Source organism: Pseudomonas sp. NFACC39-1, from assembly GCF_900110355.1.
Classification (GTDB): Bacteria; Pseudomonadota; Gammaproteobacteria; order Pseudomonadales; family Pseudomonadaceae; genus Aquipseudomonas; species Aquipseudomonas tehranensis.
In genome coordinates, this window is record NZ_FODL01000014.1 from 79,846 (window position 1) to 102,070 (window position 22,225).

Consider the following 22,225-nt stretch of genomic DNA (forward strand, 5'->3'; position numbering starts at 1 on the left):
AGGGAAGATGGCAATCACTCAAGCAGACTCAATCGGACTCATCGGCATGGCCCTGGCTGTCGCCGAAGTTCAGCCCATGCTTGCGTAATTTGTCGTGCAAGGTCTTGCGCGGAATGCCCAGGGCTTCGGCGAGGCTACGCACCGAGCTGTGAGGGCGAGCCAGTTCGGCGGCGATCAGGGTTTTCTCGAAATTTTCCACCTGCTCGCTCAAACCGCCGCTGACCAGCTCGACCGGTGCGCCGGGGTTGCCGTCTGGCGCGCTGTTGTCCAGGGCCAGTTCCAGGCCCAGGGCAAAACGTTCGGCGGCGTTCTGCAATTCCCGCACGTTGCCCGGCCAGCTATGACGCAGCAGCAATGCCCGTTGGGCTGGTTGCAACTCGTGGGGCGGGAGGCCGTGACGGGCGCTGGCTTCGTCGGCGAAATGCTGGAACAGCATCAGGGCATCCTCACCACGTTCACGCAGCGGCGGTATACGCAGCGGCGCGACGTTCAGGCGGTAATACAGGTCGGCGCGAAAACGACCCTGATCAGCGGCCTGACGCAGGTCTTCCTTGGTGGCGGCGATGACGCGGATATCCAGCGGGATCTGTTGATTGCCCCCCAGTCGTTCCACCACCCGCTCTTGCAGCAGCCGCAGCAGTTTGACCTGAACGTCCAGGCTCATGCTTTCGATTTCATCGAGAAACAGCGTACCGCCGTTGGCGAACTCGAACTTGCCGATGCGGCGCTTCTGCGCGCCGGTGAAAGCGCCGGGCTCATGACCGAACAGCTCGCTCTCCACCACCGACTCGGCCAGGGCTCCGGCGTTGATCGCGACGAAGGGGCCGTTGCGCCGGCCCGACAGATCGTGCAGGGCTCGGGCGACGACCTCCTTGCCGGCCCCGGTTTCACCGAGGATCAGCACATCGGCGCGGGTCGCCGCCAGTGCACCGATCTGCTCGCGCAGGCGCAGCATCGAGGGCGATTGGCCGACGAGCCGGGCACTGAGTTCATGGCGGTCGCTCAGGGCCAGGCGCAGGCTGCGGTTGTCCAGCACCAGTCGGCGCAAAGCCAGGGCCCGACGCACGCTGTCGAGCAGGTGATCGCTGGGAAAAGGTTTTTCAAGGAAGTCATAGGCCCCCGCGCGCATGGCCTGCACCGCCAGCGGCACGTCGCCGTGGCCGGTGATCAGCAACACCGGCAGCTCCGGGTCCTGGGCATGGAGTTCGCTGAGCAACTCAAGACCGTCAATGCCCGGCATGCGAATGTCGCTGACCACCACACCCGGCCAGTCGCGGGACAGTTGCCCGGCCACGCCTTTGGCCTCGGCCAGGGACAGGACTTTCAGGCCGGCCAGGTCGAGGGTCTGGCTCAAGGCCTGACGCAAGTGGGGATCGTCGTCGATCAACACCACCTCAATCCGGTTATCGATGGTCATACGCTACGGTCCTCGGACGGTTGCAGGCTCACACCGGGCGCGCCAGCGCGCAACTTCAGGGTAATCAGGGCGCCGCCTTCCTTGTGGTTGGCGAACGACAGTTCACCGCCGAAGGCGCGCATCAGGGTGTCGCAAATCGCCAGCCCCAGGCCAAGGCCCTGGGTGCGGGTCTTGGTGGTGTAGAAGGGCTCGCCCGCGCGAGCCAGGGCTTCCATGCAAAACCCTGGGCCGTTATCGCGGATGTACAGGTTGACGCCGGTTTCAGTGGCTTCGGCACTGAGCCAGAGTTTGCGCGGCGGGCCTTTTTCAGTCAGGGCGTCGAGAGCGTTGGCCAGCAGGTTGCCAAGCACCTGGCGCAAGCGCGTTTCCCCGGCCTCGACCCACAACGTGGCGGCCGGCAGGTCGCGGATCAGCTCCACTTCCATACTGCGCCGACGTTTGGCGAGCAGTGCCAGGGCATCATCCAGCGCCGGTTGCAGGGCGACGCTTTCCGGGGCGTGACGGTCGCGGCGGGCGAACGCGCGTAAGTGGGCGATGATCGAGGCCATGCGCCCGGTCAGCTCACTGATCAGCTTGAGGTTGCCTCGGGCGTCCTCGGTGCGCTGGTGATCGAGCAATATTTCGGCGTTTTCGGCGTAGCTGCGAATCGCCGCCAGCGGCTGGTTGAGTTCGTGGCTGATGCTGGCCGACATGGTGCCCAGGGCCGACAGCTTGCCGGCCTGCACCAGGTCATCCTGGGCGCGGACCAGTTCCTGCTGGGCCTGTTCGCGCTCCAGCACCTCTTGCTTGAGTCGTCGGTTCAGGCCTTCCAGGTCACTGGTGCGCTCGGCCACCCGACCTTCCAGCTCCTGACGGGCCTTGCCTTCGAAAGCGATACGATCCAGGTAATGCCGCCGGCGCTGCATCATCAACCCGAGCAACAGCATCAGGACCAGCAACGCCGCGCCGCCGATGACCACCACGGTGCGCACTGGACGGTCGATCAGAGTACGCGGGGCGAGAATGCTCACGCTCCAGCCGGTCTCTTCGATGGACTGGGTCTGGATCAGCCAGGCGTTCGCATCCAGGTTCAGCGGCTTTGGGTCGCGGGTTGGGTAAGGTTGTACGGCGCTGATGGAATTGCGTTCTTCGTCATTGAAGGGGCGGGTCGAGCGGAATCGCCATTCCTGTCGCGAAGTGAGGATCACCACGCCGTTGTGATCGGTCACCAGCAGTTGCTCGGGGGTTTTGCCCCAGAGGCTTTCGGTGTGGTCCAGATCAACCTTGACCACCAGCACGCCGATCACTTTTTCACGGTCGCGCACCGCTGCGGCGAAGAAATAACCGCGTTTGGCCGAGGTGGTGCCCAAGCCGAAAAAGCGACCCAGCCGCCCGGCCATGGCTTCGATGTAATACGGTCGGAAGGCAAAGTTGCGGCCGACGAAACTGTCGTGTTTGTCCCAGTTCGATGCCGCCAGGGTCTTGCCGGTGGGGTCCATCAGGTACATGACCTCTGCACCGGTCTGGGCGCTGATGTTTTTAAGCAGTCGATTGGCATTGCCCTGGATGATGCCGTCGTCCGGTGTCAGTAAGGTGGCGCGCAGGGCCGGCAGTTCACCGAGAATCTGCGGCAGCACTTCATAGCGGTGCAGGGTGCCCAACAGGTTGGCGACGTAGAGATCGAGGGTCTGGCGGTTCTGCCCGGCCAGTTCACTGCGGTAGTAACGCTCGGCCAGATGTTCCAGCGGCCACAGCAACGGCGCCAGGCACAGCGCAAGCAAGGCCAGGCTGCGCCAGCGGGGTCTGCGGGGAAGAGTGGAATTCATGAGCATCAGGCGCCTGTGGGGACAGGCGCATTATGCCTAGTGTCCGGCGGCAAGGCACTGGTGCAACGCGCTTCGCCAGTCTGGCTGGCTGACACCCCATTGCTCAAGCAGGCGCGTGCAATCCAGACGCGAGTTCAGCGGGCGTGGGGCCGGAGTCGGGTAAGCACTGGAGGGGATGGGCTCAAGCACCGCGCACGGTTTGTGCTGCTCGATCAGGTGCTCGCCGATGGCCTGGGCAAAGCCGAACCAGGACGTTTCGCCCTGCGCCGTCAGGTGATAAGTTCCCCAGGCGCCGCACCGCTCGGCCTGCCAGCATTCGATCAAGTGGGCAGTGCTCTCGGCGATAGTCCCGGCCCAGGTCGGTGCGCCGATCTGATCGTTGACCACCCGCAGGTGCGGTTTTTCCTGCAGCAGACGTTGCATGGTCAACAGGAAGTTGCGTCCTTCCCTGGAGTACACCCAACTGGTACGCAATATCAGGTGCTGCCCGGCGGCGTGGCGAATGGCCTCCTCGCCGGCCAGCTTGCTGCGCCCGTAGACACTCAGCGGGTTGGGCGAGTCGGCCTCGGTGTAGGGCTCAGGCTTGTGGCCATCGAAGACGTAATCGGTGGAGTAGTGGATCAGCGGCGCACCCAACTCGACCGCCACTTGAGCCAGGACGCCCGGCGCCGTGGCATTGATGGCGAAGGCCCGCTCCGGTTCGCTCTCGGCCTGGTCGACGGCAGTGTGGGCGGCGGCATTGATGATCAGGTCAGGCCGCAGGGCTGTGATGGGTGAACGAAGGTGATCGGGGCGCGCCAGGTCGAGCTGGTCGCTGCCGCGCACGATCAACTCAGCCATGCCGGTCAGGCGCGACTGGAGCGCTCGGGAGACCTGGCCGTTCTGACCGATGATCAGGATGCGCAAGGAGGTATTCATGGGAACAGGTCGGCCTCGTGCAGAGCCTTGCCGGCCTGGTCCTTGGGTGACAGGATCGGCGCGCTTTGCAATTCCCAGTCGATGGCCAGGTCCGGGTCGTCCCAACGAATGCAGCGCTCGGCCGAGGGCGCATAGTAGTCGGTGGTTTTGTAGAGAAAATCGGCGCTATCGCTGAGCACGACGAAGCCATGGGCGAAGCCCGGTGGGACCCACAGTTGCCGATGGTTCTGCGCCGATAGGCGTACGCTCACCCATTGCCCGAAAGTGGCCGAGCTGCGACGAATGTCCACCGCCACGTCGAGCACTTCCCCGGCCGTGACCCGCACCAGTTTTCCCTGGGCTTGTTCAATTTGATAATGCAGGCCGCGCAGCACGCCCCTGGCCGAGCGCGAGTGATTATCCTGGACGAACTGCAAGGCGCAGCCGGTGGCCTCGGCAAACGCCCGGGCGTTGAAACTTTCATAGAAAAAGCCGCGATCATCACCGAAAACCTTCGGTTCGATGATCAGGACTTCAGGCAGTCGGGTGGCGATGACGTTCAACGTGTCTCTCCGGCGATCTGGAACAGGTATTGGCCGTAACCGGTCTTGCCAAAGTACTGGGCGCGTTCAAGGATGTGCTCGCGGCTGACCCAGCCCTGTTGGTAGGCAATTTCTTCCAGGCAGGCGACTTTCAAACCTTGGCGGTGCTCGATGGTTTGCACATATTGCGAAGCCTCCAGCAGGCTGTCGTGGGTGCCGGTGTCCAGCCAGGCGAAGCCACGGCCGAAACGCTCGACGTGCAGGTCGCCGCGCTGCAGGTAGACGTTGTTGACGTCGGTGATTTCCAGTTCGCCTCGTTTGGAGGGTTTGATGGTTTTGGCGATCTGGATCACGTCATTATCGTAGAAATACAGGCCGGTTACCGCGTAGCTGGATTTGGGCGCGGTAGGTTTTTCTTCAATGGAAATGGCTCGTCCTTCGGGATCGAAGTCGATCACGCCAAATCGCTCAGGGTCCTTGACCCAGTAACCGAATACCGTTGCGCCGGTCTGCCGGGTGGCGGCCGTCTGCAGTTGCTCGCCGAAATGCTGACCGTGAAAAATGTTGTCGCCCAGGATCAGGCACACCGGATCGTTACCGATAAATTGCTCGCCGATCAGGAACGCCTGGGCCAGGCCATCCGGCGATGGCTGCTCGGCGTAGTTGAATTGCACGCCAAACTGACTGCCGTCGCCCAACAGGTTGCGATACTGCGGCAAGTCCTGAGGGGTGGAAATCACCAGGATGTCCTTGATGCCGGCGAGCATCAGCACCGAAATCGGGTAATAGATCATCGGCTTGTCGTAAACCGGTAACAACTGTTTGGAAACCCCGAGGGTAATGGGGTGCAGTCGGGTGCCGGAGCCGCCGGCCAGAACGATGCCTTTCATCATGCAATTGCATCCTTGTTGTCGAGCGAGCCCAGGCGTTCGCCCTGATAGCTACCGTCCTGGACACGTCGGCACCACAGCAGGTTTTCGAGGTACCACTGCACGGTTTTACGCAGGCCGGTCTCGAAGGTTTCCCGGGGCGTCCAGCCCAGTTTGCGCTCGATCTTGCCGGCATCGATGGCGTAGCGCAGGTCGTGACCGGGGCGGTCTTTGACGAAGGTGATCAGGTCGGCATAGTGCTCCACGCCGTTGGGTTTGTGGGGCGCCAGTTCTTCGAGCAGGGCGCAGATGCTGCGCACCACGTCGATGTTCTTCTGTTCATTGTGGCCGCCAATGTTGTAGGTCTCACCCACGGCACCTTCGGTCACCACCTTGAGCAGCGCCCGGGCGTGGTCTTCGACGTACAGCCAGTCGCGCACTTGTTGGCCGTCGCCGTATACCGGCAACGGCTTACCGGCCAGGGCATTGAGGATCACCAGCGGAATCAGCTTCTCGGGAAAGTGAAACGGCCCATAGTTGTTGGAGCAGTTGGTCAGCAGCACGGGCAAGCCGTAAGTGCGTTGCCAGGCGCGTACCAGATGGTCGGAAGCCGCCTTGCTCGCTGAGTACGGCGAGCTGGGGGCGTAGGCGGTGGTTTCGGTGAACAAATCATCCGCGCCATGCAAGTCGCCATACACTTCGTCGGTGGAAATGTGATGGAAGCGAAACGCGCGTTTCTGCGGCTCGGCCAGGGTCTGCCAATAGGCGCGGGTGGCTTCCAGCAGGCTGTAGGTGCCCACGATATTGGTCTGGATGAAGTCCGCCGGGCCGTCGATGGAGCGGTCTACGTGGGACTCGGCCGCCAGATGCATGATGGCCTCAGGCTTGAACCTGGCCAGTATCGCACTGACCGTCGGTTGATCGACGATATCGGCCTGGACGAACTCGTAGCGGCTGTCGTGATCGATGCTGCTCAGCGATTCGAGATTGCCGGCATAGGTCAGCTTGTCGAGGTTCAGGACCTGATGTCCAGTATCTAGGATCAAGTGCCGTATAAGCGCCGAGCCGATAAAACCGGCACCGCCAGTGATGAGAATGCGCATCCGATCAAGCCTTTTTCCGTGGAACAACAAAGCATTGGAGCATAGCTTGTCGGCATGGCGAGGGCGGTGCAAGCAGGATATTTCGGGGCACGTTCACGCGCTTGGCAATTGACCTGCGGTAAAGGGGTTGCTTATCCCCCGACTCAATGGCGAGATAGACATCCGATAAAACCACCTCAGGGGTCGTTGTATGCCACTCGCCACGTTGGTTCACCGTGCCAGTTTGCCAAGCCCACAGATCAGTGCCGAACAGGCGCTGGTGCTGCTGCGCTCGAATTACGGACTCAGCGGTGACCTGCGACCCTTGGGCAGCCAGCAGGACCTCAACTATCGCGTCGACAGCGAGCGCGGACGGTTTGTGCTGAAGATTTGCCATGGTGACTACGCCGTCCAGGAACTCCAGGCCCAGCATGCCGCCCTCAAGCATCTGGCCGAGCACGGCGCGGTGAAAGTGCCGCGGGTGATCGCTGCCAACAATGGCCAGGATCTGTTGACCCTGGAGATCGCAGGGCAAGCGGTTCATGTGCGGCTGCTGGAGTACATTGATGGCCAGCCGCTCACCCAGCTCAACCATTGGGGACCTGAACTGGTCACGGGGCTGGGGCGTTTGTGCGCACACATCGACCTGGCCCTGGCCACTTTCGATCACCCTGGCCTGGAACGCACCCTGCAATGGGACGCCCGCCACGCCAATGCGCTGGTTGGCCACCTGCTGCCCGTCATCGACGATGATCAAGAACGCAACCTGATCGCCGAGGCGGCGCAACAGGCCGAACGACGCTTGCAGCCGCTCAAGGCCAGCCTGCCGGTGCAGGCGATTCACATGGACATCACCGATGACAACGTGGTCTGGCAGCGCGACGCCCAGCGCCAATGGCAATTGCAGGGTGTCATCGATTTCGGCGATCTGATCCGCACCTGGCGCGTGACCGATCTGTCGGTGACCTGTGCAGCCTTGTTGCACCATGCCGACGGCGATCCGTTTTTCATCCTGCCGGCGATCAAGGCCTACAACGCGCTCAACCCGCTGCAGCATGAGGAATTGCTGGCGCTTTGGCCGCTGATCGTCGCCCGCGCTGCCGTGCTGGTGCTTAGCGGTGAACAGCAGGTCTCCATTGACCCGGAAAATCAATACAGCCGCGACAACCTGGACCATGAGTGGGAGATTTTTCGAATTGCTCAGTCGGTCCCGTTCGAACTGATGGAAGCGGCGATCCTCTCGTGCGTGGGCCACAATCTGCCACCCGTTGCCAGTGAAGGCTTTGTGCCGCTGTTGCCGACCTTGGTGGGCCGCGAGTTCGCCCTGATCGACCTGGGTGTCCTGAGCCCGCATTTCGAAGCCGGCAACTGGGAGCAGGAGGGGATCGACCAGCGTCTGCTGAGCGAAGCCGCCGCGGTCCATGGATTGGCCGCCAGCCGCTACGGGCAGTACCGATTGTCTCGGACCCGGCCGGACAGCGCCGTTGAACCGGATACTTATCCATTACACGTAGAATTGCAGGTGCCGCGGGGCACGCCGCTGGAATCGCCGTTTGCCGGGGTGGTGCACAAGGCTGCCGACGGCATGTTGCAACTGGACAGCGTGCAACTGAGCATTCGGCTGTGGGGCGTGACATCGCCGCTGCATTCCGGGGCTGCGCTGGTCAAGGGCCAGGTCTTGGGCGAAGTCGATGGACCGTTGCGGGTGCAGTTGTGTCGCGGCGCTCACCTGAATCCCCCGTTGTTCTGCACGCCATCCAGGGCGTCGGCCTGGCAGGCGCTCTGCCCCTCGCCGGCGGTGCTGCTGGGACTGGCCTGCGATGCCGAGCCAGAGATCGACCCTCAGCAATTGCTGGCCCGGCGCGATGCGAGCTTTGCCCGTTCGCAGAAGCACTATTACGTTGATCCGCCGCGCATTGAGCGCGGCTGGCGCAATCACCTGATCGACATGCAGGGCCGTTCTTACCTGGACATGCTCAACAACGTCGCGGTGCTGGGCCACGGGCATCCGCGCATGGCGGCGGTGGCGGCCCGGCAGTGGTCGCTGCTCAACACCAACTCACGCTTTCACTATGCCGCGATTGCCGAGTTTTCCGAGCGCTTGCTGGCGCTGGCGCCGCCCGGCATGGATCGGGTATTTCTGGTCAACAGTGGCACCGAGGCCAACGACCTGGCGATCCGTCTGGCCTGGGCCTACAGCGGCGGCCGGGACATGCTCAGTGTGCTGGAGGCCTATCACGGCTGGTCGGTAGCGGCCGATGCGGTCTCGACGTCCATTGCCGACAACCCAAAGGCCCTGAGCAGTCGCCCGGATTGGGTACATCCGGTGACCGCACCAAACACTTATCGCGGTGAGTTCCGCGGCCCCAACAGCGCGCCGGACTACCTGCGCAGCGTCGAGCACAACCTGGCAAAAATCGCCGAACACAAGCGCCAGCTCGCCGGCTTCATCTGCGAACCGGTGTACGGCAATGCTGGTGGGATCGCATTGCCGCCGGGCTATCTGAAGCAGGTCTACGCGATGGTGCGTGAGCGCGGCGGTGTCTGCATCGCTGACGAAGTGCAGGTCGGCTACGGGCGCATGGGCGAATTCTTCTGGGGTTTCGAAGAACAGGATGTCGTGCCGGACATCATCACCATGGCCAAGGGCATGGGTAACGGCCAGCCGCTGGGAGCGGTCATCACCCGCCGGGAAATCGCCGAGGCGCTGGAAGCTGAAGGGTATTTCTTCTCGTCAGCCGGCGGCAGTCCGGTCAGTTGCCAGATCGGCATGGCCGTGCTGGACGTCATGGAAGAAGAACAGCTGTGGGAAAACGCCCGGGCAGTGGGTGGGCATTTCAAGGCCCGCCTGCAAGCCTTGATCGACCAATATCCGTTGGTCGGTGCGGTGCATGGCTCCGGTTTTTACCTGGGTGTGGAGCTGATCCGCAACCGCGACACCCTCGAGCCGGCCACCGAAGAAACCACGGCGCTGTGCAACCGCTTGCGGGAGCTGGGCATTTTCATGCAACCGACCGGCGACTACCTGAACATCCTCAAGATCAAACCGCCGATGGTCACCAGCCGCCAGAGCGTGGATTTCTTTGTCGATATGTTGGCGAAGGTGTTGGACGAGGGGGTTTGACTCACTGAGGCAAACGCTTTCCCTGTGGGAGCGGGCTTGCTCGCGAAAGCGGTGTGAAGTTGTAGGCGATGTTGAATGTGCCGCCGTCTTCGCGAGCAAGCCCGCTCCCACGGGATTTAGTAGGCTTAAAATCGATTTTTGTCGGCTTTAGCTGCAGGGTTTACGATGTGTTGAGCGTTTTATGCTTTTAAAGACGATTTTTATCGGTTATAAAGTCGGCACCACACATGCTCTGGAGCTCCATTCATGAGTCGTATCGTCACCGTTGCCGCTACCCAGATGGCCTGTTCCTGGGACTTGGAGGCCAACATCGAGACCGCTGAAAAGCAGGTTCGCGAGGCTGCCGCCAAAGGAGCGCAGATCATCCTGCTCCAGGAGTTGTTCGAGACGCCGTACTTTTGCCAGAAGCCCAACCCGGACTACCTGCAATTGGCGACTCCGGTCGAAGATAACGTCGCTATCAGGCATTTTCAGAAAGTCGCCAGGGAGCTGCAGGTCGTCTTGCCCATCAGCTTTTTTGAACGGGCCGGTCGTGCGCGTTTCAACAGTATTGCGATCATTGATGCCGACGGCCGTAACCTGGGGGTATACCGCAAGAGTCACATCCCGGACGGTCCTGGTTACCATGAGAAGTACTACTTCAACCCTGGCGATACCGGTTTCAAGGTCTGGAATACTCGCTACGCCAGGATCGGCGTGGGCATCTGCTGGGACCAGTGGTTTCCCGAGTGCGCCCGCAGCATGGCGCTGCAAGGCGCGGAAATTCTGTTCTACCCGACCGCCATTGGCAGCGAGCCGCACGACAAGAGCATTTCGTCCCGCGATCACTGGCAGCGCGTGCAACAAGGCCATGCCGGCGCGAACGTGATGCCGCTGGTGGCCAGCAACCGCATCGGCAACGAAGAGCAGGATGGCTACGACATCACGTTCTACGGCTCCTCGTTCATCGCCAATCAGTTCGGTGAAAAGGTCCAGGAGTTGAACGAAACCGAAGAAGGCGTGTTGGTGCACAGCTTTGACCTGGACGAGCTGGAACACATTCGCAGTGCCTGGGGCACTTTTCGTGATCGTCGTGCGGACCTGTACGGCTCGATCAAAACCCTCGATGGCTCACTGGAGTCCTGATTTATGACAACGTTGCACAGCACTCCCCGCGCGGATGGTTTCCACATGCCCGCCGAGTGGGCACCCCAGACCCAGGTCTGGATGGTCTGGCCCGAGCGCCCGGACAACTGGCGCCTGGGCGGCAAGCCCGCGCAGGCTGCTCATGTGGCGGTCGCCAAAGCCATCGCCCGGTTCGAACCGGTGACCGTGGCGGTGTCGGCGAGTCAATACGAAAATGCCCGGGCGCATCTCGACGTGCCGAATATCCGTGTGGTGGAAATGTCCAGCGACGACGCCTGGGTTCGGGACACCGGCCCGACGTTCGTCATCAATGACAGTGGCGAAGTGCGCGGCGTCGACTGGGATTTCAACGCCTGGGGTGGTTTTGATGGTGGCCTGTATGCGCCGTGGAACCGGGATTCGCAAGTGGCCAGCAAGATTCTCGAGATTGAACGCAGCCCGCGTTACCGCACCGAAGGTTTCGTGCTTGAGGGTGGCTCGATCCACGTCGATGGCGAGGGCACCCTGATCACCACCGAGGAATGCTTGCTCAACCGCAATCGCAATCCGCACCTGAGCCGCGAAGACATCGAGGCGGTGCTCAGCGCGCAGTTGGCTGTGGACAAAATCATCTGGCTGCCGGACGGCCTGTTCAACGACGAAACCGACGGGCATGTGGATAACTTCTGCTGCTACGTGCACCCTGGCGAAGTATTGCTGGCCTGGACCGACGACCCGCAGGACCCGAACTACACCCGCTGCCACGCCGCGATGGACGTACTGCAAAACAGCACTGACGCCAAGGGACGCCCGTTCACAGTGCACAAGATGCCGATTCCGGGGCCGTTGTATGCTACCGAAGAGGAATGCGCCGGCGTGGACGCGGTGCAAGGCTCCCAGGAGCGCAATCCGACCGTGCGGTTGGCCGGTTCCTACGTGAACTTCCTGATCGTCAACGGCGGCATCATCGCGCCGAGCTTCGACGATCCACTCGATGGCCCGGCGAAAGCGCTTCTGCAACGGCTTTTTCCAGAGCACGAAGTGGTCATGGTGCCGGGGCGCGAACTGTTACTGGGGGGCGGAAACATCCACTGCCTTACCCAACAACAGCCTGCGCCGCGCACAAAATGAGTGGTGATGTAACAGCCAGGTAATAGCGCTGGCGGCCGCTCTGCGCCGGGCTTTTTGGATCCATTTTGCTTTGGCCCGCGGCCTGATTGGGGATGCGGGCTTTTTTATGTCCGCAGATCGGCGGTGCAGGCACATTGGCATAGCTCTTGTATCTGTATCCCGGCAGTTCTGGGGAGCGGAGCTGAGTTGTTTTGTCATAAACCTTGGATAAATTGGCCGCTCATCAACCAGGAGAGGGCGCTGGAATGAATATGATAAGCGAGCGCACATACCATCCCTTGGCCGTTGTGAACGGTGAATCGCTTAAAGCCTTGGCGCAGTGGTTGAAGTCCAACGGATCGCGTCAGATCAGAGAACCCGACCCGCGTCGGATGATCAAGGAACGCTATCCGGCTGGCCTGTTCAGCGAGGCTGAACTGGAAGCTTTATGGGATGTGATGCAAGGCTAGAATTCAACGGATTGATAAAAAGCGCTGGCCGGAATGGCAGCGCTTTTTTTATGGGCGATGGAGATGGAATCGTCACACTTGGCGCGCCCACACGAACCGTTCCGGTTCCTTAGATTTTTTCGCCTGATTACAGACAATTCACGAAATTGACACATCATTGAAGGCAGGACTAGGATTCGTCCACGCCTGTGGCTAACAGCCATGACTCTTAAATAATAAAAAGGCCCGCCACGATCATTCGTGGGCGGGCCTTTTCATTATTTTCAGGAGCAAGAGTCCGAAAAAGAGCGCAAAGCGCCGTTTCGGCTGCCGTCGCAGTGCGTATCAACCCGTACAAGGAAAATAATCATGTTGAACAAGCGCATTGCTCTGATCGCACTGGGGATTTTAAACACGACATATGCCATGGCCAGCGACCAGGCTGAGTCCAAGGGGTTCGTTGAGGACAGCAGCCTGAACGTGCTGTTACGCAACGCCTATATGAATCGCGACTACAAAAACGGAAATGAAGACAAAGCCGAATGGGGCCAGGCCGCTATCGGAACGTTCTCGTCCGGTTTTACCCAAGGCACTGTGGGCGTGGGTGTAGACGCCTTCGGTCTGTACGCGCTGCGTCTGGATGGCGGCAAAGGTCGCAGCGGTGCGGGCGGCATCGACTTCTTCAAGCAAGGCGACAGCGGTAACGCGGCCGATGACCTGTCCAAGTTTGGCGCAGCGGTCAAGTTCCGTGTTTCCAGTACCGTGTTGGCCTACGGTGACCAGATGCCGGCCCTGCCGGTGCTGAGCTACGACAACTCGCGCCTGCTGCCGGAAAGCTACACCGGCACGCTGATCACTTCTAAAGAGATCAAGGGCCTGGAGCTGAACGCTGGACGTTTCACCGCCGAGTCGCGCAAGAGCGCCGAGGGTCGTGACAGCGGTGGCCTGAAGTCGATCAACGTATTGGGCGGCAGCTATCAGTTCACCGAGCAGTTCAAGGCTTCGCTCTACGCCTCGGATGTCGAGGACGTGTTGAAGAAGCAGTACGTGAACGCCAACTACGTATTCCCATTGGCCAAGGATCAGTCCCTGACCCTGGACTTCAACGGCTATCGCACCAAGCTGGACAACAGCTATGTTCGCGAAAACAACGTCACCGGCGATGACAACAAGATCTGGAGCCTGGCCGCTACCTTCGCCACCGGGCCGCACAGTTTCACGCTCGCCCACCAGCGCAGCACTGGCGACAGCAACCTGGGCTATGCCTACGGCGGTTATCAGCGTGAGCAGAATCGTGTCGGTGACGGTGGTAACACGATCTACCTGGCCAACTCCTTCTGGTCCGACTTCAACGCTGAAGACGAACGCAGCTGGCAATTGGGTTATGGCCTGGACTTCACCACGTTCGGGATCCCCGGCCTGACGTATAACGTGGCTTATGTGCGTGGCGATAACATCACCACCTCCACCAGCGAAGGCGGGACTGAGCGCGAGATCTTCAACCAGTTCAAGTACGTGGTTCAAAACGGCCCCGCCAAAGACCTGAGCGTGCGGTTGCGCAGTTCGTTCCTGCGTGTTTCGCAAAAATCCAGCGAGTACAACGTTAGCGGCAATGAGCTGCGGGTGTTCGTGGATTATCCGATCAGCGTCTTCTGATGCCTGATCACGTTCCAAACGCCTGATGAAAAACCCCGAGCGCAAACTCGGGGTTTTTTCTTTGGACGGCAAAAAAACCGTTGGAACAGTCTGTTTTTCCGAGAAAAAGTCGTACTAATGAAACATTGCCCACCGTTTCAAGCATGGCTTGAAATGCCTCAAATACTTTCTCATGGACGTAAATACTGTACCCACTAGATTAGGCTGCTCAATGCAGTGGAGACCTATGAAAAATGATCGTTCTGAACAGGGAAGTCGGCGAAGCGCTCAGACGTGACAAATACGTCAATGTCCGCGGTGGAGACTTCAATCTCTACGGTCATTTCGGTGACTTTGTCCGGCTGACCAAGAGCTGGGAAAACATGGAGCCCGACAGCTACTACGGCCAGGCCGAGTCAGGCATGCGTTTTCGCCGCTACAGCGACTTCGAATACAACCCCAGGACCCGCGAACTCTCGCAGCTCGAGCACCGGGCCTACATTCAGTCCAAGGCTAACAACAGCTATGTCGGTGGACTGGAGCGGCATTTCCAGGACTTTTCCAACGAAGTGATCAACTCACCGGTGATGCGCAGTCTGATCGACACGGACTTTGAGGTGTACAAGAACGTCCTTCCTCAGGAGCTGCACGAGGAAATCTGGCAGTGCCAGATCCACCAGATCCGTATCGAGATCAAGCCGGGCAAGCAACTGGAAATCACCCCTGAAGGGATTCATTGCGACGGGTACCCGTTCAGCGGCGTGCACTTCTGGGGCCGTCATAATGTGGCCGGCGCAGAGAGTCGTCTGTACACCGCCCAGGAAGAACAACTGGCGGCGATTACCTACGAGGACATTCTCGACACCACGTTCTTCCTCGACCGCGACATGCGCCATTACGTCACCCCGGCCCGGAACGTCCATAGCCACGAAATGGCTTTCAGGCAGATCCTGGCGATTTCCTTCTCGCGGCCCGGGACCGCTTTTGACATTGTTCGCTGAACAGCTCGAACCCATGGACGATCTGGAGCAACAGGTTCTGTTGCGCCGGGCAATGGTCAGGGACGCCGAACGACTGGAGCAGTTCTTTCGCGGTTTCGACGAAGTGTCGTTCTGCGAGTGGCAGGATGCCCGATTCTTGCGTGGGGTGTTGTTGCAGGAGACCACCACTGCGTACCTGGCCGTTGATGTCCGCGGGGAGGTGGTGGGGGCGGTGATTGGCGGCATGCTCGGCACCCGTGGCACCATCAATCACCTGGCCGTCAGCCCAGGGCATCGCACCCGAGGCCTGGGCCAGCGGCTGGTGGAGGCGGCATCGGCCGACATGAAGCGGGTCGGCGTACTGCGCATGTTCCTGTTCGTCGACGATGCTAATCTGGCCGGCAAGCGGTTTTGGGCAGCCCAAGGCTTTTGTGAGCCTCGGGGTGAAATCACTTTCGAGAGGGATCTATGAGCAAGACTTCCAGCCAGCCGCTGGTGGTCGAACCACAAGCCTCGCGTACCTTTGCTGAAGCCAGTCCGGTGGTAGCGGGTTATTTTACGGTTTCGTTTGTGTTCGGTCTGATGGCGGTCAACGCCGGGTTGCCCTTGTGGCTGCCGGTGGCGATGTGCCTGTTCGTTTACGCGGGCGCTTCGCAATTCGCGGCGCTGGCGTTGATTTCCAGTGGAGCATCGCTGACCACCATCGTGCTCACCACCTTTCTGATCAACGCGCGGCACATGCTGATGTCGGTGTACATGGCCAAGGCATTGCGGGCGCTGGGGCTCAGTCGTTTCGAGCGCTGGTGCTACGCGGCAGGGCTCACGGATGAGTCGTTCGCCTTCCACAGCGTCAAACTCGGCACCGGGGCGCCGGTCAGCGTGCGTTACCTGATCGGCTTCAACCTCTTTTGCCACACTTCCTGGGTGCTCGGCGGTCTGCTGGGAGCGGTGTGTGCGCAATACGCGGCGCACCTGATCAAATACCAGCTCGACTACGCCCTGACTGCGATGATGCTCTACGTGCTGGTTTCGCTGTGCAATACCCGTAACAAACTGATCGCTGCCCTGGCGGCGGTCGTCTGCATGGGCGGGCTGAGCCTGCTGGGCAGCTCGCCGTTCAATGTCTTCATTGCCACGTTCGTTGGCTGCGGGGTGGGCGTATGCCTGACCAAACGTTCCTGATCCTGGTCGTGGCCCTGATGATGGCGGTGACCTTTCTGCCGCGGGCCCTGCCGCTGCAGGTCAATACTGAAAACTGGCCACCGTTCGTCGCCCGCGCCTTGGAATACCTGCCGGTGGCGATCGTCGCTGCTATCAGCCTCACCCCGTTGTTGATCAAGGATCAGCAGATACAACTCGACCGTCCGGAGTTCTATGCCGCGATTCCGACGCTGTTATGTGCGTATTTCAGCCGCAACCTGTTTCTCAGTGTGGCGGTGGGCACGGCGGCGTACATCGCGCTCGGTTCGTTCCTTTAGCGTCAGGTCCACAACATCGTGCAGCGCCTGGCCGGACAACTCTGGATTATTCACCGCCAGACGGACCTCGAGGAAATCCTCGAAGTCCGGGAAAATCGTCAAGTCGTTACGCAACGCCGCTTCCCGGGACACCAATCCCAGGCCATCGAGCTGGGTAATCAACGACAATGTCAGCGTTTCACTGCAGGAATACACCATCCGCTGACTCGAGCCGTACTCACCCAGGCCGGCATCCAGGAAGCGAAGGAAACTGTGGGAATACGGACATTCCTCGGCCGGACGCACCTGAAACTTATCGCCGAGCAAACCGAGGGAGTCGTCCTCTTCGCCACAATGGGCGCCGACCACCTGCACCTGAACGTCCGGCATGGTGATGCTGGAAAAGCCGCTCTGCTGCGGACCGATCAGGATCGCCAGGTCGAAATCTTCATTCTTGAGCTTGCTCAGGTTTTCCATCGACTCGGCGTAACTGAACTCCAACTGATACTGAGGAAACACGGCGATCAGCCGATCGATCATCCGCCGGTTGAACTCCGCCGGCAGCGTGGTATTGAGCGCCGCTCTCAGCGTGCGCTGCCGGGGTGTCTTCAGCGCCGCGACCTTCTCTTCCAACTGCCGCGTGGCAACCAGCACCTGATCCATGAACGGCGTCAGTTCCGAGCCTTGGCTCGTCAACGTCAGGCCCTTGTTCGACCGCCGGAACAACCGGAAGCCGAACTGCTCCTCAACTTTGTTCAACTGTGCCGCCAATGCCTGCACCGTGAGGCAGGAATGTTCCGCTGCCGCCGACAAGGAGCCGGTCTGCACGATGCGCATGAGGTTGCGTAAGGTTCTGCTATCCATGAGGTAATGCCCTCTGCTTAAGTGGGCTCGCTATTGTTGTGCACCTGGCCTGGTCAGGCAGTGCATGCCGGCTATCATCATGTACCTTGCCACGGTTGTCGCGGTTTTGTGGCGAAAAGCTCCGGCAGACGATGGTTGGAGCTTATGCGGGATTTGGGTTTTTTGCCTGATCAACGGTAATCGAAGCGGTCAGCGAGTCCGTAAGTGGCTGGCGCAAAGAAAATTCCTGCACACGGCTGGCTGAATTGTTCAGGTAGAGGGTGGTAAAATACGTTTACGAACAAAAAATAATAATTTATCCGTATTTGTACTACTCTCTAGGTGTCAGCCTAGCAATGGAGCCCAAATCTCATGGCAACCTCCTCCATCAGCCTCAACGCGCAGCAACAATTGGACTTCCCGGACGCGGGTCGGGTCGCGTTGAAGTTTTTCTTCAACCTCATGGCGTTGTGGGGCTGCAGCGTCGAGCAGCAGCGCACGTTGCTGGGCAAGGTAGGCAACACGACTTTCTATAAGTACAAGCAATTACCGGAAAACGTCAGGCTGCCTCACGACACACTGGAGCGCATTTCCTATCTCATGGGCATTCACAAGGCGCTGAGCATCATCTTCAGCAACAGCCGGGACCGCGCTTACCAGTGGGTCAACAGCCCCAATACCGCTGCGCCCTTCAACGGCCAGTCGGCATTGGCCTACATGCTCGCCGGGCGGGTGGTGGACATCGCCGATGTGCGGCGTTATCTCGACGGAGTACGCGGTTGATGACGCCACCCCTGGCGGACCCGCAATGGAAGCGTGCCTACCGGATCGTCAACAGCAGCTTCCCGCCGATTGCGCTGTTCGAAGATGTGCTTGATCCCGAGGACCTGCCCACCGCATATGCCCTGGAAGCACTGACCAACGACCGGCTCATGGAAGAAGCCGGCGTGCTGTCCCGGGTACGCCCCGAGGATCGCATTTCCGGGCCCGGCTCCTCGCCGGTGATGGCCGCGTTTACCCACATCGGCAAAAGCAGCCGCTTCAGCGACGGCACCTTCGGCGTCTACTACGCGGCCAGCAGCCAGGAAGCCGCCATTGCCGAGACCTGCTACCACCAGGCGCGATTCCTCGGAGCGACCAACGAGCCGGATCTGGAATTGACCATGCGCACTTACGTCAACAAGGTCATCAAGCCGCTGCACGACATCCGCCAAGACTACCCGCACCTGCACGACCCGGACCCCACCGCCTACGGTCCGTCCCAGGTGTTCGCCCGGCAACTGCGCGAAACCTTGTCCTGGGGCTTGCTGTACAACAGCGTTCGCCTGTCCGGGCACGAATGCGTCGCGGCGTTTCGCCCTCCGGCGGTTTCGGTTCCGGTGCAGGGCAAGCATATCCGTTACGTCTGGAGCGCCCAGAAGCGGGAGATTTCGTTTGTGTTTGAGGTGAGCGAGGTGTGAGTCAGGCTTTAGGGTGTTTTATGGCTGGGCAATAATTATTGCCCAGCCATAATTTTCAATAATTCGCGAGTATTGAAAGCAGAAGCTGCTACGCAGCCCAGCGAGAGCACGCGCCCTCGCCACATACGTGAATGCAGCCGTTTGATCAAATCTTGAACTGCTGCACTGAAGCCTGCATCGACCCCGCTGCATCGTTCAATTGATCCGCTGTTTGCGTCAGGTTGTGAATCGAGCGTGTGTTCTCGCGGGACTGCTCGGCAATCGACTCCACCCTCTGAGCCATTTCATCGCTGGCCTTCGATTGTTCGGCAATGGTCTGGGAAATTTCCTCGACCACTTCTGCCGCGTGCCGGGCGCCGGTGCGGATTTCGCTGATGGACACCCCGGCCTGCTGGGCCAGTGACACGCCTTCGTCCACGCGGCTGACGCAAGCCTGCATGTTCGCTACCGCATCCCGGGCGCTGGTCTGGATGCGCTCGATCATCGCGGTGATTTCCTGGGTGGACTGAGTAGTGCGCGCCGCCAGGTTACGCACCTCATCGGCCACCACCGCAAAGCCGCGCCCCGCCTCCCCGGCACGGGCGGCTTCGATGGCGGCGTTAAGGGCCAACAGATTGGTTTGCTCGGCGATGCTCTTGATCACCTGAATGATCGAATGAATGTCTTCAGACGAGGCGTCCAGCGCCGTGATCTTGCTGGACGACTGATTGACCACCTCGGCGATCCGGCTCATGCCTTCCACCACCCCAAGAATCACTTGCCCGCCGCTGCTGGCCAGTTGTTCGGACTGCGCCGAGATCGTCCGGGCGCTGTCGGCGTGCTGATGGATCTGGCTGATGTTCGCCATCATCTGCTCCATGCTCGCCGCCATGCTGGTGGCGCTCTGAGCCTGCTGATCGGCGCTGGACACAATCTGCCGCGCCGTATCGCCCAATACGCGCGAGGTGCCATGCAACTCGTCACTCTGGCCGCGGATCGTGGCGATCATTTGCCGCAAATTGACCTGCATCTGCTCGATCACGCGTTGCAACTGGCCCAGCTCATCCTTGCTGTGCGCGCCCATTGAGCGTTGCAAATCCCCTTGGGAAATCGCCTGAGTGTTGAGGATGATGTTATTCAGCGGCGTAAGCACCGCCTTGAGCAGGCTCCAGGACAACAGCGCCAACGCCACACAGGTGGCCAGCAACGTGAAAACCAGCCAGCGCTCCGACGTTTGAATGCTGTGGTCCTGATGCTCGCGGGTGGCATGGGCCTGGCTCTCGATCAACTCACTCACCGCCTCGTTACGCTCCTCCAGCGCCGAAAACGCCCCGTCGAACTCCGTCCGCAACGCCCGGCCATCCTGGGCACCACCCAACGCCTTAGCGATCACCTGCTGAGCCGATGCAATATAGGTTTCCACTTGCGGCTTCAGCTCGGTAATAGCCTGAGCGATCGCTTGCGGCAACTGGGCCTCGGCATTCTCGGCGATGACCTTGCGCATCCGTTGTGCATGCTCATCGAACGCCTCTCTCACCTCCTTGGCTCCCGCGGCATCCCCCGGCGCCACCAGCAAAGCGGCCAACACATCGCCACGAATGGCGTCGTGCATCATGTCCGCCTCCATGTGCTTGCGCATGGCCGAAATACTGGTCTCGCTACGCGCCAGGGCGCTGGTCATGCTGATATAGCCCCACAACCCGATACCGCCGAGCACAAGGGCAAAGAAAAGGCTGATCAACCCCGAGCCTATGATCTTGGTCCTGATCTTCATCGCCTGATACTCCAGAGGGGGCGGGATTTGAGGGCAAGTGTAGTAGAGCGCAAGCGCAGCGCCTGGTGCGGGCGACGCTGCTATAAAGGGTATCGGCGGAAAAAAGATTAAGTGAATGTTGCGCACGGCCCGTGACGAGGGAGCTTGCTCCCATTGGGGGGGCGAAGCAGCCCCCTTTGTTCCTGCGCCCGGTTCTCAGTGCCTGATCCAATGAAAAAAATCGGGGACAGACCCTTGCCGGTGTAAGGTGTTCATCAACCGCTCACCATCGAGGCTGCCATGACCGGAATATCCCTGAACCTGCCGGAAGACCTTTCGAACTCGCTCTCCGATCTGGCTAAGACGAATGGCCAAACCGGTAGCTATCTGGCGATGGATGTTCTTCGCGACTACATCGAGCACGAGAAGGCTTTGACTGCGCAGATTGAACTGGCGGTCGAAGAGGCTGATCAAGGTAAATTCGCCACCGACGACCAGGTTGCGGCAATGCGCGCCCGCCGCTGGAGCAGGAATGCGGGTTGAGTGGCTTGAAAAAGCCCTCAGAAACCTGGAAGACGAAGCGAGCTATATAGCCCTTGAAACCCCAAGGCTGCTGATGATTTCTCAGATGCGATTTTCGCCAGCGTAGACAAACTTGTCCGGTTTCCGGCCATGGGCAGTGCCCAACTGGTCCTATCTCATCCCCTATCGGGTACGCGGTGACCGCCTTCAAATCCTTGGGGTATTCCATACGCGGCAACGCCCTCGCGCCAAGTGGTGACGGGGCGCAAAGCGAGGGACGACGTACATCCTCCAGACTCATTTAAGAAATAACGGGCACAGACCACGATTAATTTGGCGTCTCTGCATATTCATTCAAGCTAGGAATCGTGGTCTGTTCCCGAATCGCTCAGCTCCTGGTCCAATGCCGCCCCCGCTTAAGTGAGCAGCATCGGATGTCCCCGGTGACCTAAGCGGACATATTCCCCGGCGCCTCCAGCACCTTCACCACATCATCAATCACCGCCTTGCTCATATCCTGTAAATAACACGACGCCCAGGCATACCGATCCGTGCTGCGAATCATCGCCGCATCCTCGGCCAGAAGCTTGGCGACGTGGAGCAGATCGGAGGCATGGGAGAGGGCTTCGCCGATGGGGACGCCGCTGGTGACGCGGAACAATGGGCGATCGGAGTGGAAGGAGAAGGGGGTCAGGCCTGGGGTTTTGAGGTCTTGCGGGTTTGGCATTGTCTGGCTCCTTGACTGAGAGAGCCGCAACCGTCCTTTCCTACGGGATTGGGTGGCGGCCATGCACGGGGTAGGAAAACCGGGAATCAAGGCACCCGGCACACCCGAAGGTGTCCCGCGCACAGCCGCCATAACGCATATCGCAGATACAAAAAAAGCGCCTGCAATAGTAAGCGAGGCGCAGCTGATACGCCTTGATTTACTTCGGGTTTCCTACGCCCGGTCGCTGAATTGGCAACGACAGTTGGAGGGTAGCGGTCGATTGGATAGGGGACAATCGTGGCGCCATGCTGGCGGGATTAGAAATTTTGTGTCCGGGATTAACGCATCTGGGGCGGACGGAGCGAGCTTGCGTCTGTATGGCAGATTGTCGGTGGTTGTGATGGCCTCATCGCGAGCAGGCTCGCTCCCACAGAGTTCAGTGTGTGGATAGGAAAGTGGATGTGCAGAAACAACAAAGCCCTCGCATT

General features: G+C 60.2%; 21 protein-coding genes and 1 pseudogene. 13 read left to right on the forward strand and 9 right to left on the reverse strand.

Annotated elements, in window-relative coordinates:
• Positions 1-28: 28 nt before the first annotated feature.
• Genes BMY45_RS23360 through rfbB form a run of 6 tightly spaced genes read right to left on the reverse strand, consistent with a single transcriptional unit; the run spans position 29 to position 6,633 of the window.
• The gene (locus BMY45_RS23360; protein ID WP_092402109.1) at positions 29-1,417 is read right to left on the reverse strand and encodes a sigma-54-dependent transcriptional regulator; all 1,389 of its coding nucleotides are present in this window, start codon (positions 1,415-1,417) and stop codon (positions 29-31) included.
• A complete protein-coding gene (locus BMY45_RS23365) occupies positions 1,414-3,222 on the reverse strand; it encodes a sensor histidine kinase (protein ID WP_092402159.1) in 1,809 nt (602 codons plus the stop codon). The genes BMY45_RS23360 and BMY45_RS23365 overlap by 4 nt, the downstream gene beginning before the upstream one ends.
• A 36-nt stretch (positions 3,223-3,258) precedes the next feature.
• Positions 3,259-4,140, reverse strand: a complete 882-nt coding sequence (gene rfbD / locus BMY45_RS23370) for a dTDP-4-dehydrorhamnose reductase (protein ID WP_092402112.1) — start codon at positions 4,138-4,140, stop codon at positions 3,259-3,261.
• The gene (rfbC, locus tag BMY45_RS23375; protein ID WP_092402115.1) at positions 4,137-4,682 is read right to left on the reverse strand and encodes a dTDP-4-dehydrorhamnose 3,5-epimerase; all 546 of its coding nucleotides are present in this window, start codon (positions 4,680-4,682) and stop codon (positions 4,137-4,139) included. Before rfbC ends, rfbD begins: the two co-directional genes overlap by 4 nt.
• Entirely contained in the window at positions 4,679-5,554 is an 876-nt protein-coding gene (gene rfbA / locus BMY45_RS23380; RefSeq protein WP_092402119.1) for a glucose-1-phosphate thymidylyltransferase RfbA, read from the reverse strand. Before rfbA ends, rfbC begins: the two co-directional genes overlap by 4 nt.
• Positions 5,551-6,633: a dTDP-glucose 4,6-dehydratase gene (gene rfbB / locus BMY45_RS23385; RefSeq protein WP_092402122.1), complete on the reverse strand. Its 1,083-nt coding sequence runs from the start codon at positions 6,631-6,633 to the stop codon at positions 5,551-5,553. Before rfbB ends, rfbA begins: the two co-directional genes overlap by 4 nt.
• A 190-nt stretch (positions 6,634-6,823) precedes the next feature.
• Here rfbB and BMY45_RS23390 point away from each other — a divergent pair, with 190 nt between their 5' ends.
• The 9 genes from BMY45_RS23390 (at position 6,824) to BMY45_RS23430 (ending at position 16,492) form a co-directional block, all read left to right on the forward strand.
• On the forward strand, positions 6,824-9,736 hold the full coding sequence (locus BMY45_RS23390) for an aminotransferase (RefSeq protein ID WP_092402125.1): 2,913 nt from the start codon (positions 6,824-6,826) through the stop codon (positions 9,734-9,736).
• A gap of 246 nt (positions 9,737-9,982) precedes the next feature.
• On the forward strand, positions 9,983-10,861 hold the full coding sequence (gene aguB, locus BMY45_RS23395) for an N-carbamoylputrescine amidase (protein WP_092402128.1): 879 nt from the start codon (positions 9,983-9,985) through the stop codon (positions 10,859-10,861).
• 3 nt (positions 10,862-10,864) lie between these two features.
• The gene (gene aguA, locus BMY45_RS23400; protein WP_092402131.1) at positions 10,865-11,971 is read left to right on the forward strand and encodes an agmatine deiminase; all 1,107 of its coding nucleotides are present in this window, start codon (positions 10,865-10,867) and stop codon (positions 11,969-11,971) included.
• A 245-nt stretch (positions 11,972-12,216) separates the two neighbouring features.
• Positions 12,217-12,420 (forward strand): hypothetical protein, encoded by a 204-nt coding sequence (locus BMY45_RS23405; protein ID WP_092402134.1) that lies wholly within the window; start codon positions 12,217-12,219, stop codon positions 12,418-12,420.
• A 348-nt stretch (positions 12,421-12,768) separates the two neighbouring features.
• Positions 12,769-14,055, forward strand: a complete 1,287-nt coding sequence (locus BMY45_RS23410; RefSeq protein ID WP_092402136.1) for an OprD family porin — start codon at positions 12,769-12,771, stop codon at positions 14,053-14,055.
• Positions 14,056-14,288: 233 nt separating this feature from the next.
• Positions 14,289-15,035, forward strand: coding sequence for a 2OG-Fe dioxygenase family protein (locus BMY45_RS23415; RefSeq protein ID WP_092402139.1), 747 nt, complete (start codon positions 14,289-14,291; stop codon positions 15,033-15,035).
• Between the two features lie 13 nt (positions 15,036-15,048).
• The gene (locus BMY45_RS23420) at positions 15,049-15,486 is read left to right on the forward strand and encodes a GNAT family N-acetyltransferase (protein ID WP_177193384.1); all 438 of its coding nucleotides are present in this window, start codon (positions 15,049-15,051) and stop codon (positions 15,484-15,486) included.
• The gene (locus tag BMY45_RS23425; RefSeq protein WP_047226872.1) at positions 15,483-16,196 is read left to right on the forward strand and encodes an AzlC family ABC transporter permease; all 714 of its coding nucleotides are present in this window, start codon (positions 15,483-15,485) and stop codon (positions 16,194-16,196) included. Before BMY45_RS23420 ends, BMY45_RS23425 begins: the two co-directional genes overlap by 4 nt.
• Entirely contained in the window at positions 16,175-16,492 is a 318-nt protein-coding gene (locus BMY45_RS23430; protein WP_047226873.1) for an AzlD domain-containing protein, read from the forward strand. Before BMY45_RS23425 ends, BMY45_RS23430 begins: the two co-directional genes overlap by 22 nt.
• Here BMY45_RS23430 and BMY45_RS23435 read toward each other — a convergent pair.
• Entirely contained in the window at positions 16,409-17,335 is a 927-nt protein-coding gene (locus BMY45_RS23435; protein WP_092402142.1) for a LysR family transcriptional regulator, read from the reverse strand. The genes BMY45_RS23430 and BMY45_RS23435 overlap by 84 nt on opposite strands.
• Before the next feature lie 351 nt (positions 17,336-17,686).
• On the opposite strand from BMY45_RS23435, the gene BMY45_RS23440 reads away from it, so the two are divergent.
• Together BMY45_RS23440 and BMY45_RS23445 are read left to right on the forward strand one after the other, a co-directional pair.
• On the forward strand, positions 17,687-18,097 hold the full coding sequence (locus tag BMY45_RS23440; RefSeq protein WP_092402145.1) for an MbcA/ParS/Xre antitoxin family protein: 411 nt from the start codon (positions 17,687-17,689) through the stop codon (positions 18,095-18,097).
• Positions 18,097-18,774 (forward strand): RES family NAD+ phosphorylase, encoded by a 678-nt coding sequence (locus BMY45_RS23445; protein ID WP_092402148.1) that lies wholly within the window; start codon positions 18,097-18,099, stop codon positions 18,772-18,774. The genes BMY45_RS23440 and BMY45_RS23445 overlap by 1 nt, the downstream gene beginning before the upstream one ends.
• A 145-nt stretch (positions 18,775-18,919) precedes the next feature.
• On the opposite strand, the gene BMY45_RS23450 is transcribed toward BMY45_RS23445, so the two are convergent.
• A complete protein-coding gene (locus BMY45_RS23450; protein WP_092402151.1) occupies positions 18,920-20,527 on the reverse strand; it encodes a methyl-accepting chemotaxis protein in 1,608 nt (535 codons plus the stop codon).
• A 279-nt stretch (positions 20,528-20,806) separates the two neighbouring features.
• Here BMY45_RS23450 and BMY45_RS23455 point away from each other — a divergent pair, with 279 nt between their 5' ends.
• Together BMY45_RS23455 and BMY45_RS28695 are read left to right on the forward strand one after the other, a co-directional pair.
• Positions 20,807-21,049 (forward strand): CopG family ribbon-helix-helix protein, encoded by a 243-nt coding sequence (locus BMY45_RS23455; RefSeq protein WP_092402154.1) that lies wholly within the window; start codon positions 20,807-20,809, stop codon positions 21,047-21,049.
• A pseudogene (locus tag BMY45_RS28695) lies at positions 21,039-21,287 on the forward strand (type II toxin-antitoxin system RelE/ParE family toxin). Before BMY45_RS23455 ends, BMY45_RS28695 begins: the two are co-directional and overlap by 11 nt.
• 189 nt (positions 21,288-21,476) lie before the next feature.
• On the opposite strand, the gene BMY45_RS23465 reads toward BMY45_RS28695, so the two are convergent.
• On the reverse strand, positions 21,477-21,755 hold the full coding sequence (locus tag BMY45_RS23465; protein WP_092402157.1) for a DUF3077 domain-containing protein: 279 nt from the start codon (positions 21,753-21,755) through the stop codon (positions 21,477-21,479).
• Positions 21,756-22,225 lie beyond the last annotated feature (470 nt).

What these genes read in the sequence shown, in the direction of transcription:
- BMY45_RS23440 (WP_092402145.1), top strand. Translation starts at nt 17,687, where the DNA reads ATGGCAACCTCCTCCATCAGCCTCAACGCGCAGCAACAATTGGACTTC.
- rfbD (WP_092402112.1), bottom strand. Translation starts at nt 4,140, where the DNA reads ATGAATACCTCCTTGCGCATCCTGATCATCGGTCAGAACGGCCAGGTC.
- BMY45_RS23420 (WP_177193384.1), top strand. Translation starts at nt 15,049, where the DNA reads ATGGACGATCTGGAGCAACAGGTTCTGTTGCGCCGGGCAATGGTCAGG.
- BMY45_RS23360 (WP_092402109.1), bottom strand. Translation starts at nt 1,417, where the DNA reads ATGACCATCGATAACCGGATTGAGGTGGTGTTGATCGACGACGATCCC.
- BMY45_RS23415 (WP_092402139.1), top strand. Translation starts at nt 14,289, where the DNA reads ATGATCGTTCTGAACAGGGAAGTCGGCGAAGCGCTCAGACGTGACAAA.
- aguA (WP_092402131.1), top strand. Translation starts at nt 10,865, where the DNA reads ATGACAACGTTGCACAGCACTCCCCGCGCGGATGGTTTCCACATGCCC.
- BMY45_RS23450 (WP_092402151.1), bottom strand. Translation starts at nt 20,527, where the DNA reads ATGAAGATCAGGACCAAGATCATAGGCTCGGGGTTGATCAGCCTTTTC.
- BMY45_RS23435 (WP_092402142.1), bottom strand. Translation starts at nt 17,335, where the DNA reads ATGGATAGCAGAACCTTACGCAACCTCATGCGCATCGTGCAGACCGGC.
- rfbA (WP_092402119.1), bottom strand. Translation starts at nt 5,554, where the DNA reads ATGATGAAAGGCATCGTTCTGGCCGGCGGCTCCGGCACCCGACTGCAC.
- BMY45_RS23445 (WP_092402148.1), top strand. Translation starts at nt 18,097, where the DNA reads ATGACGCCACCCCTGGCGGACCCGCAATGGAAGCGTGCCTACCGGATC.
- BMY45_RS23390 (WP_092402125.1), top strand. Translation starts at nt 6,824, where the DNA reads ATGCCACTCGCCACGTTGGTTCACCGTGCCAGTTTGCCAAGCCCACAG.
- BMY45_RS23425 (WP_047226872.1), top strand. Translation starts at nt 15,483, where the DNA reads ATGAGCAAGACTTCCAGCCAGCCGCTGGTGGTCGAACCACAAGCCTCG.
- BMY45_RS23430 (WP_047226873.1), top strand. Translation starts at nt 16,175, where the DNA reads ATGCCTGACCAAACGTTCCTGATCCTGGTCGTGGCCCTGATGATGGCG.
- BMY45_RS23365 (WP_092402159.1), bottom strand. Translation starts at nt 3,222, where the DNA reads ATGAATTCCACTCTTCCCCGCAGACCCCGCTGGCGCAGCCTGGCCTTG.
- aguB (WP_092402128.1), top strand. Translation starts at nt 9,983, where the DNA reads ATGAGTCGTATCGTCACCGTTGCCGCTACCCAGATGGCCTGTTCCTGG.
- BMY45_RS23405 (WP_092402134.1), top strand. Translation starts at nt 12,217, where the DNA reads ATGAATATGATAAGCGAGCGCACATACCATCCCTTGGCCGTTGTGAAC.
- BMY45_RS23465 (WP_092402157.1), bottom strand. Translation starts at nt 21,755, where the DNA reads ATGCCAAACCCGCAAGACCTCAAAACCCCAGGCCTGACCCCCTTCTCC.
- rfbB (WP_092402122.1), bottom strand. Translation starts at nt 6,633, where the DNA reads ATGCGCATTCTCATCACTGGCGGTGCCGGTTTTATCGGCTCGGCGCTT.
- BMY45_RS23410 (WP_092402136.1), top strand. Translation starts at nt 12,769, where the DNA reads ATGTTGAACAAGCGCATTGCTCTGATCGCACTGGGGATTTTAAACACG.
- BMY45_RS23455 (WP_092402154.1), top strand. Translation starts at nt 20,807, where the DNA reads ATGACCGGAATATCCCTGAACCTGCCGGAAGACCTTTCGAACTCGCTC.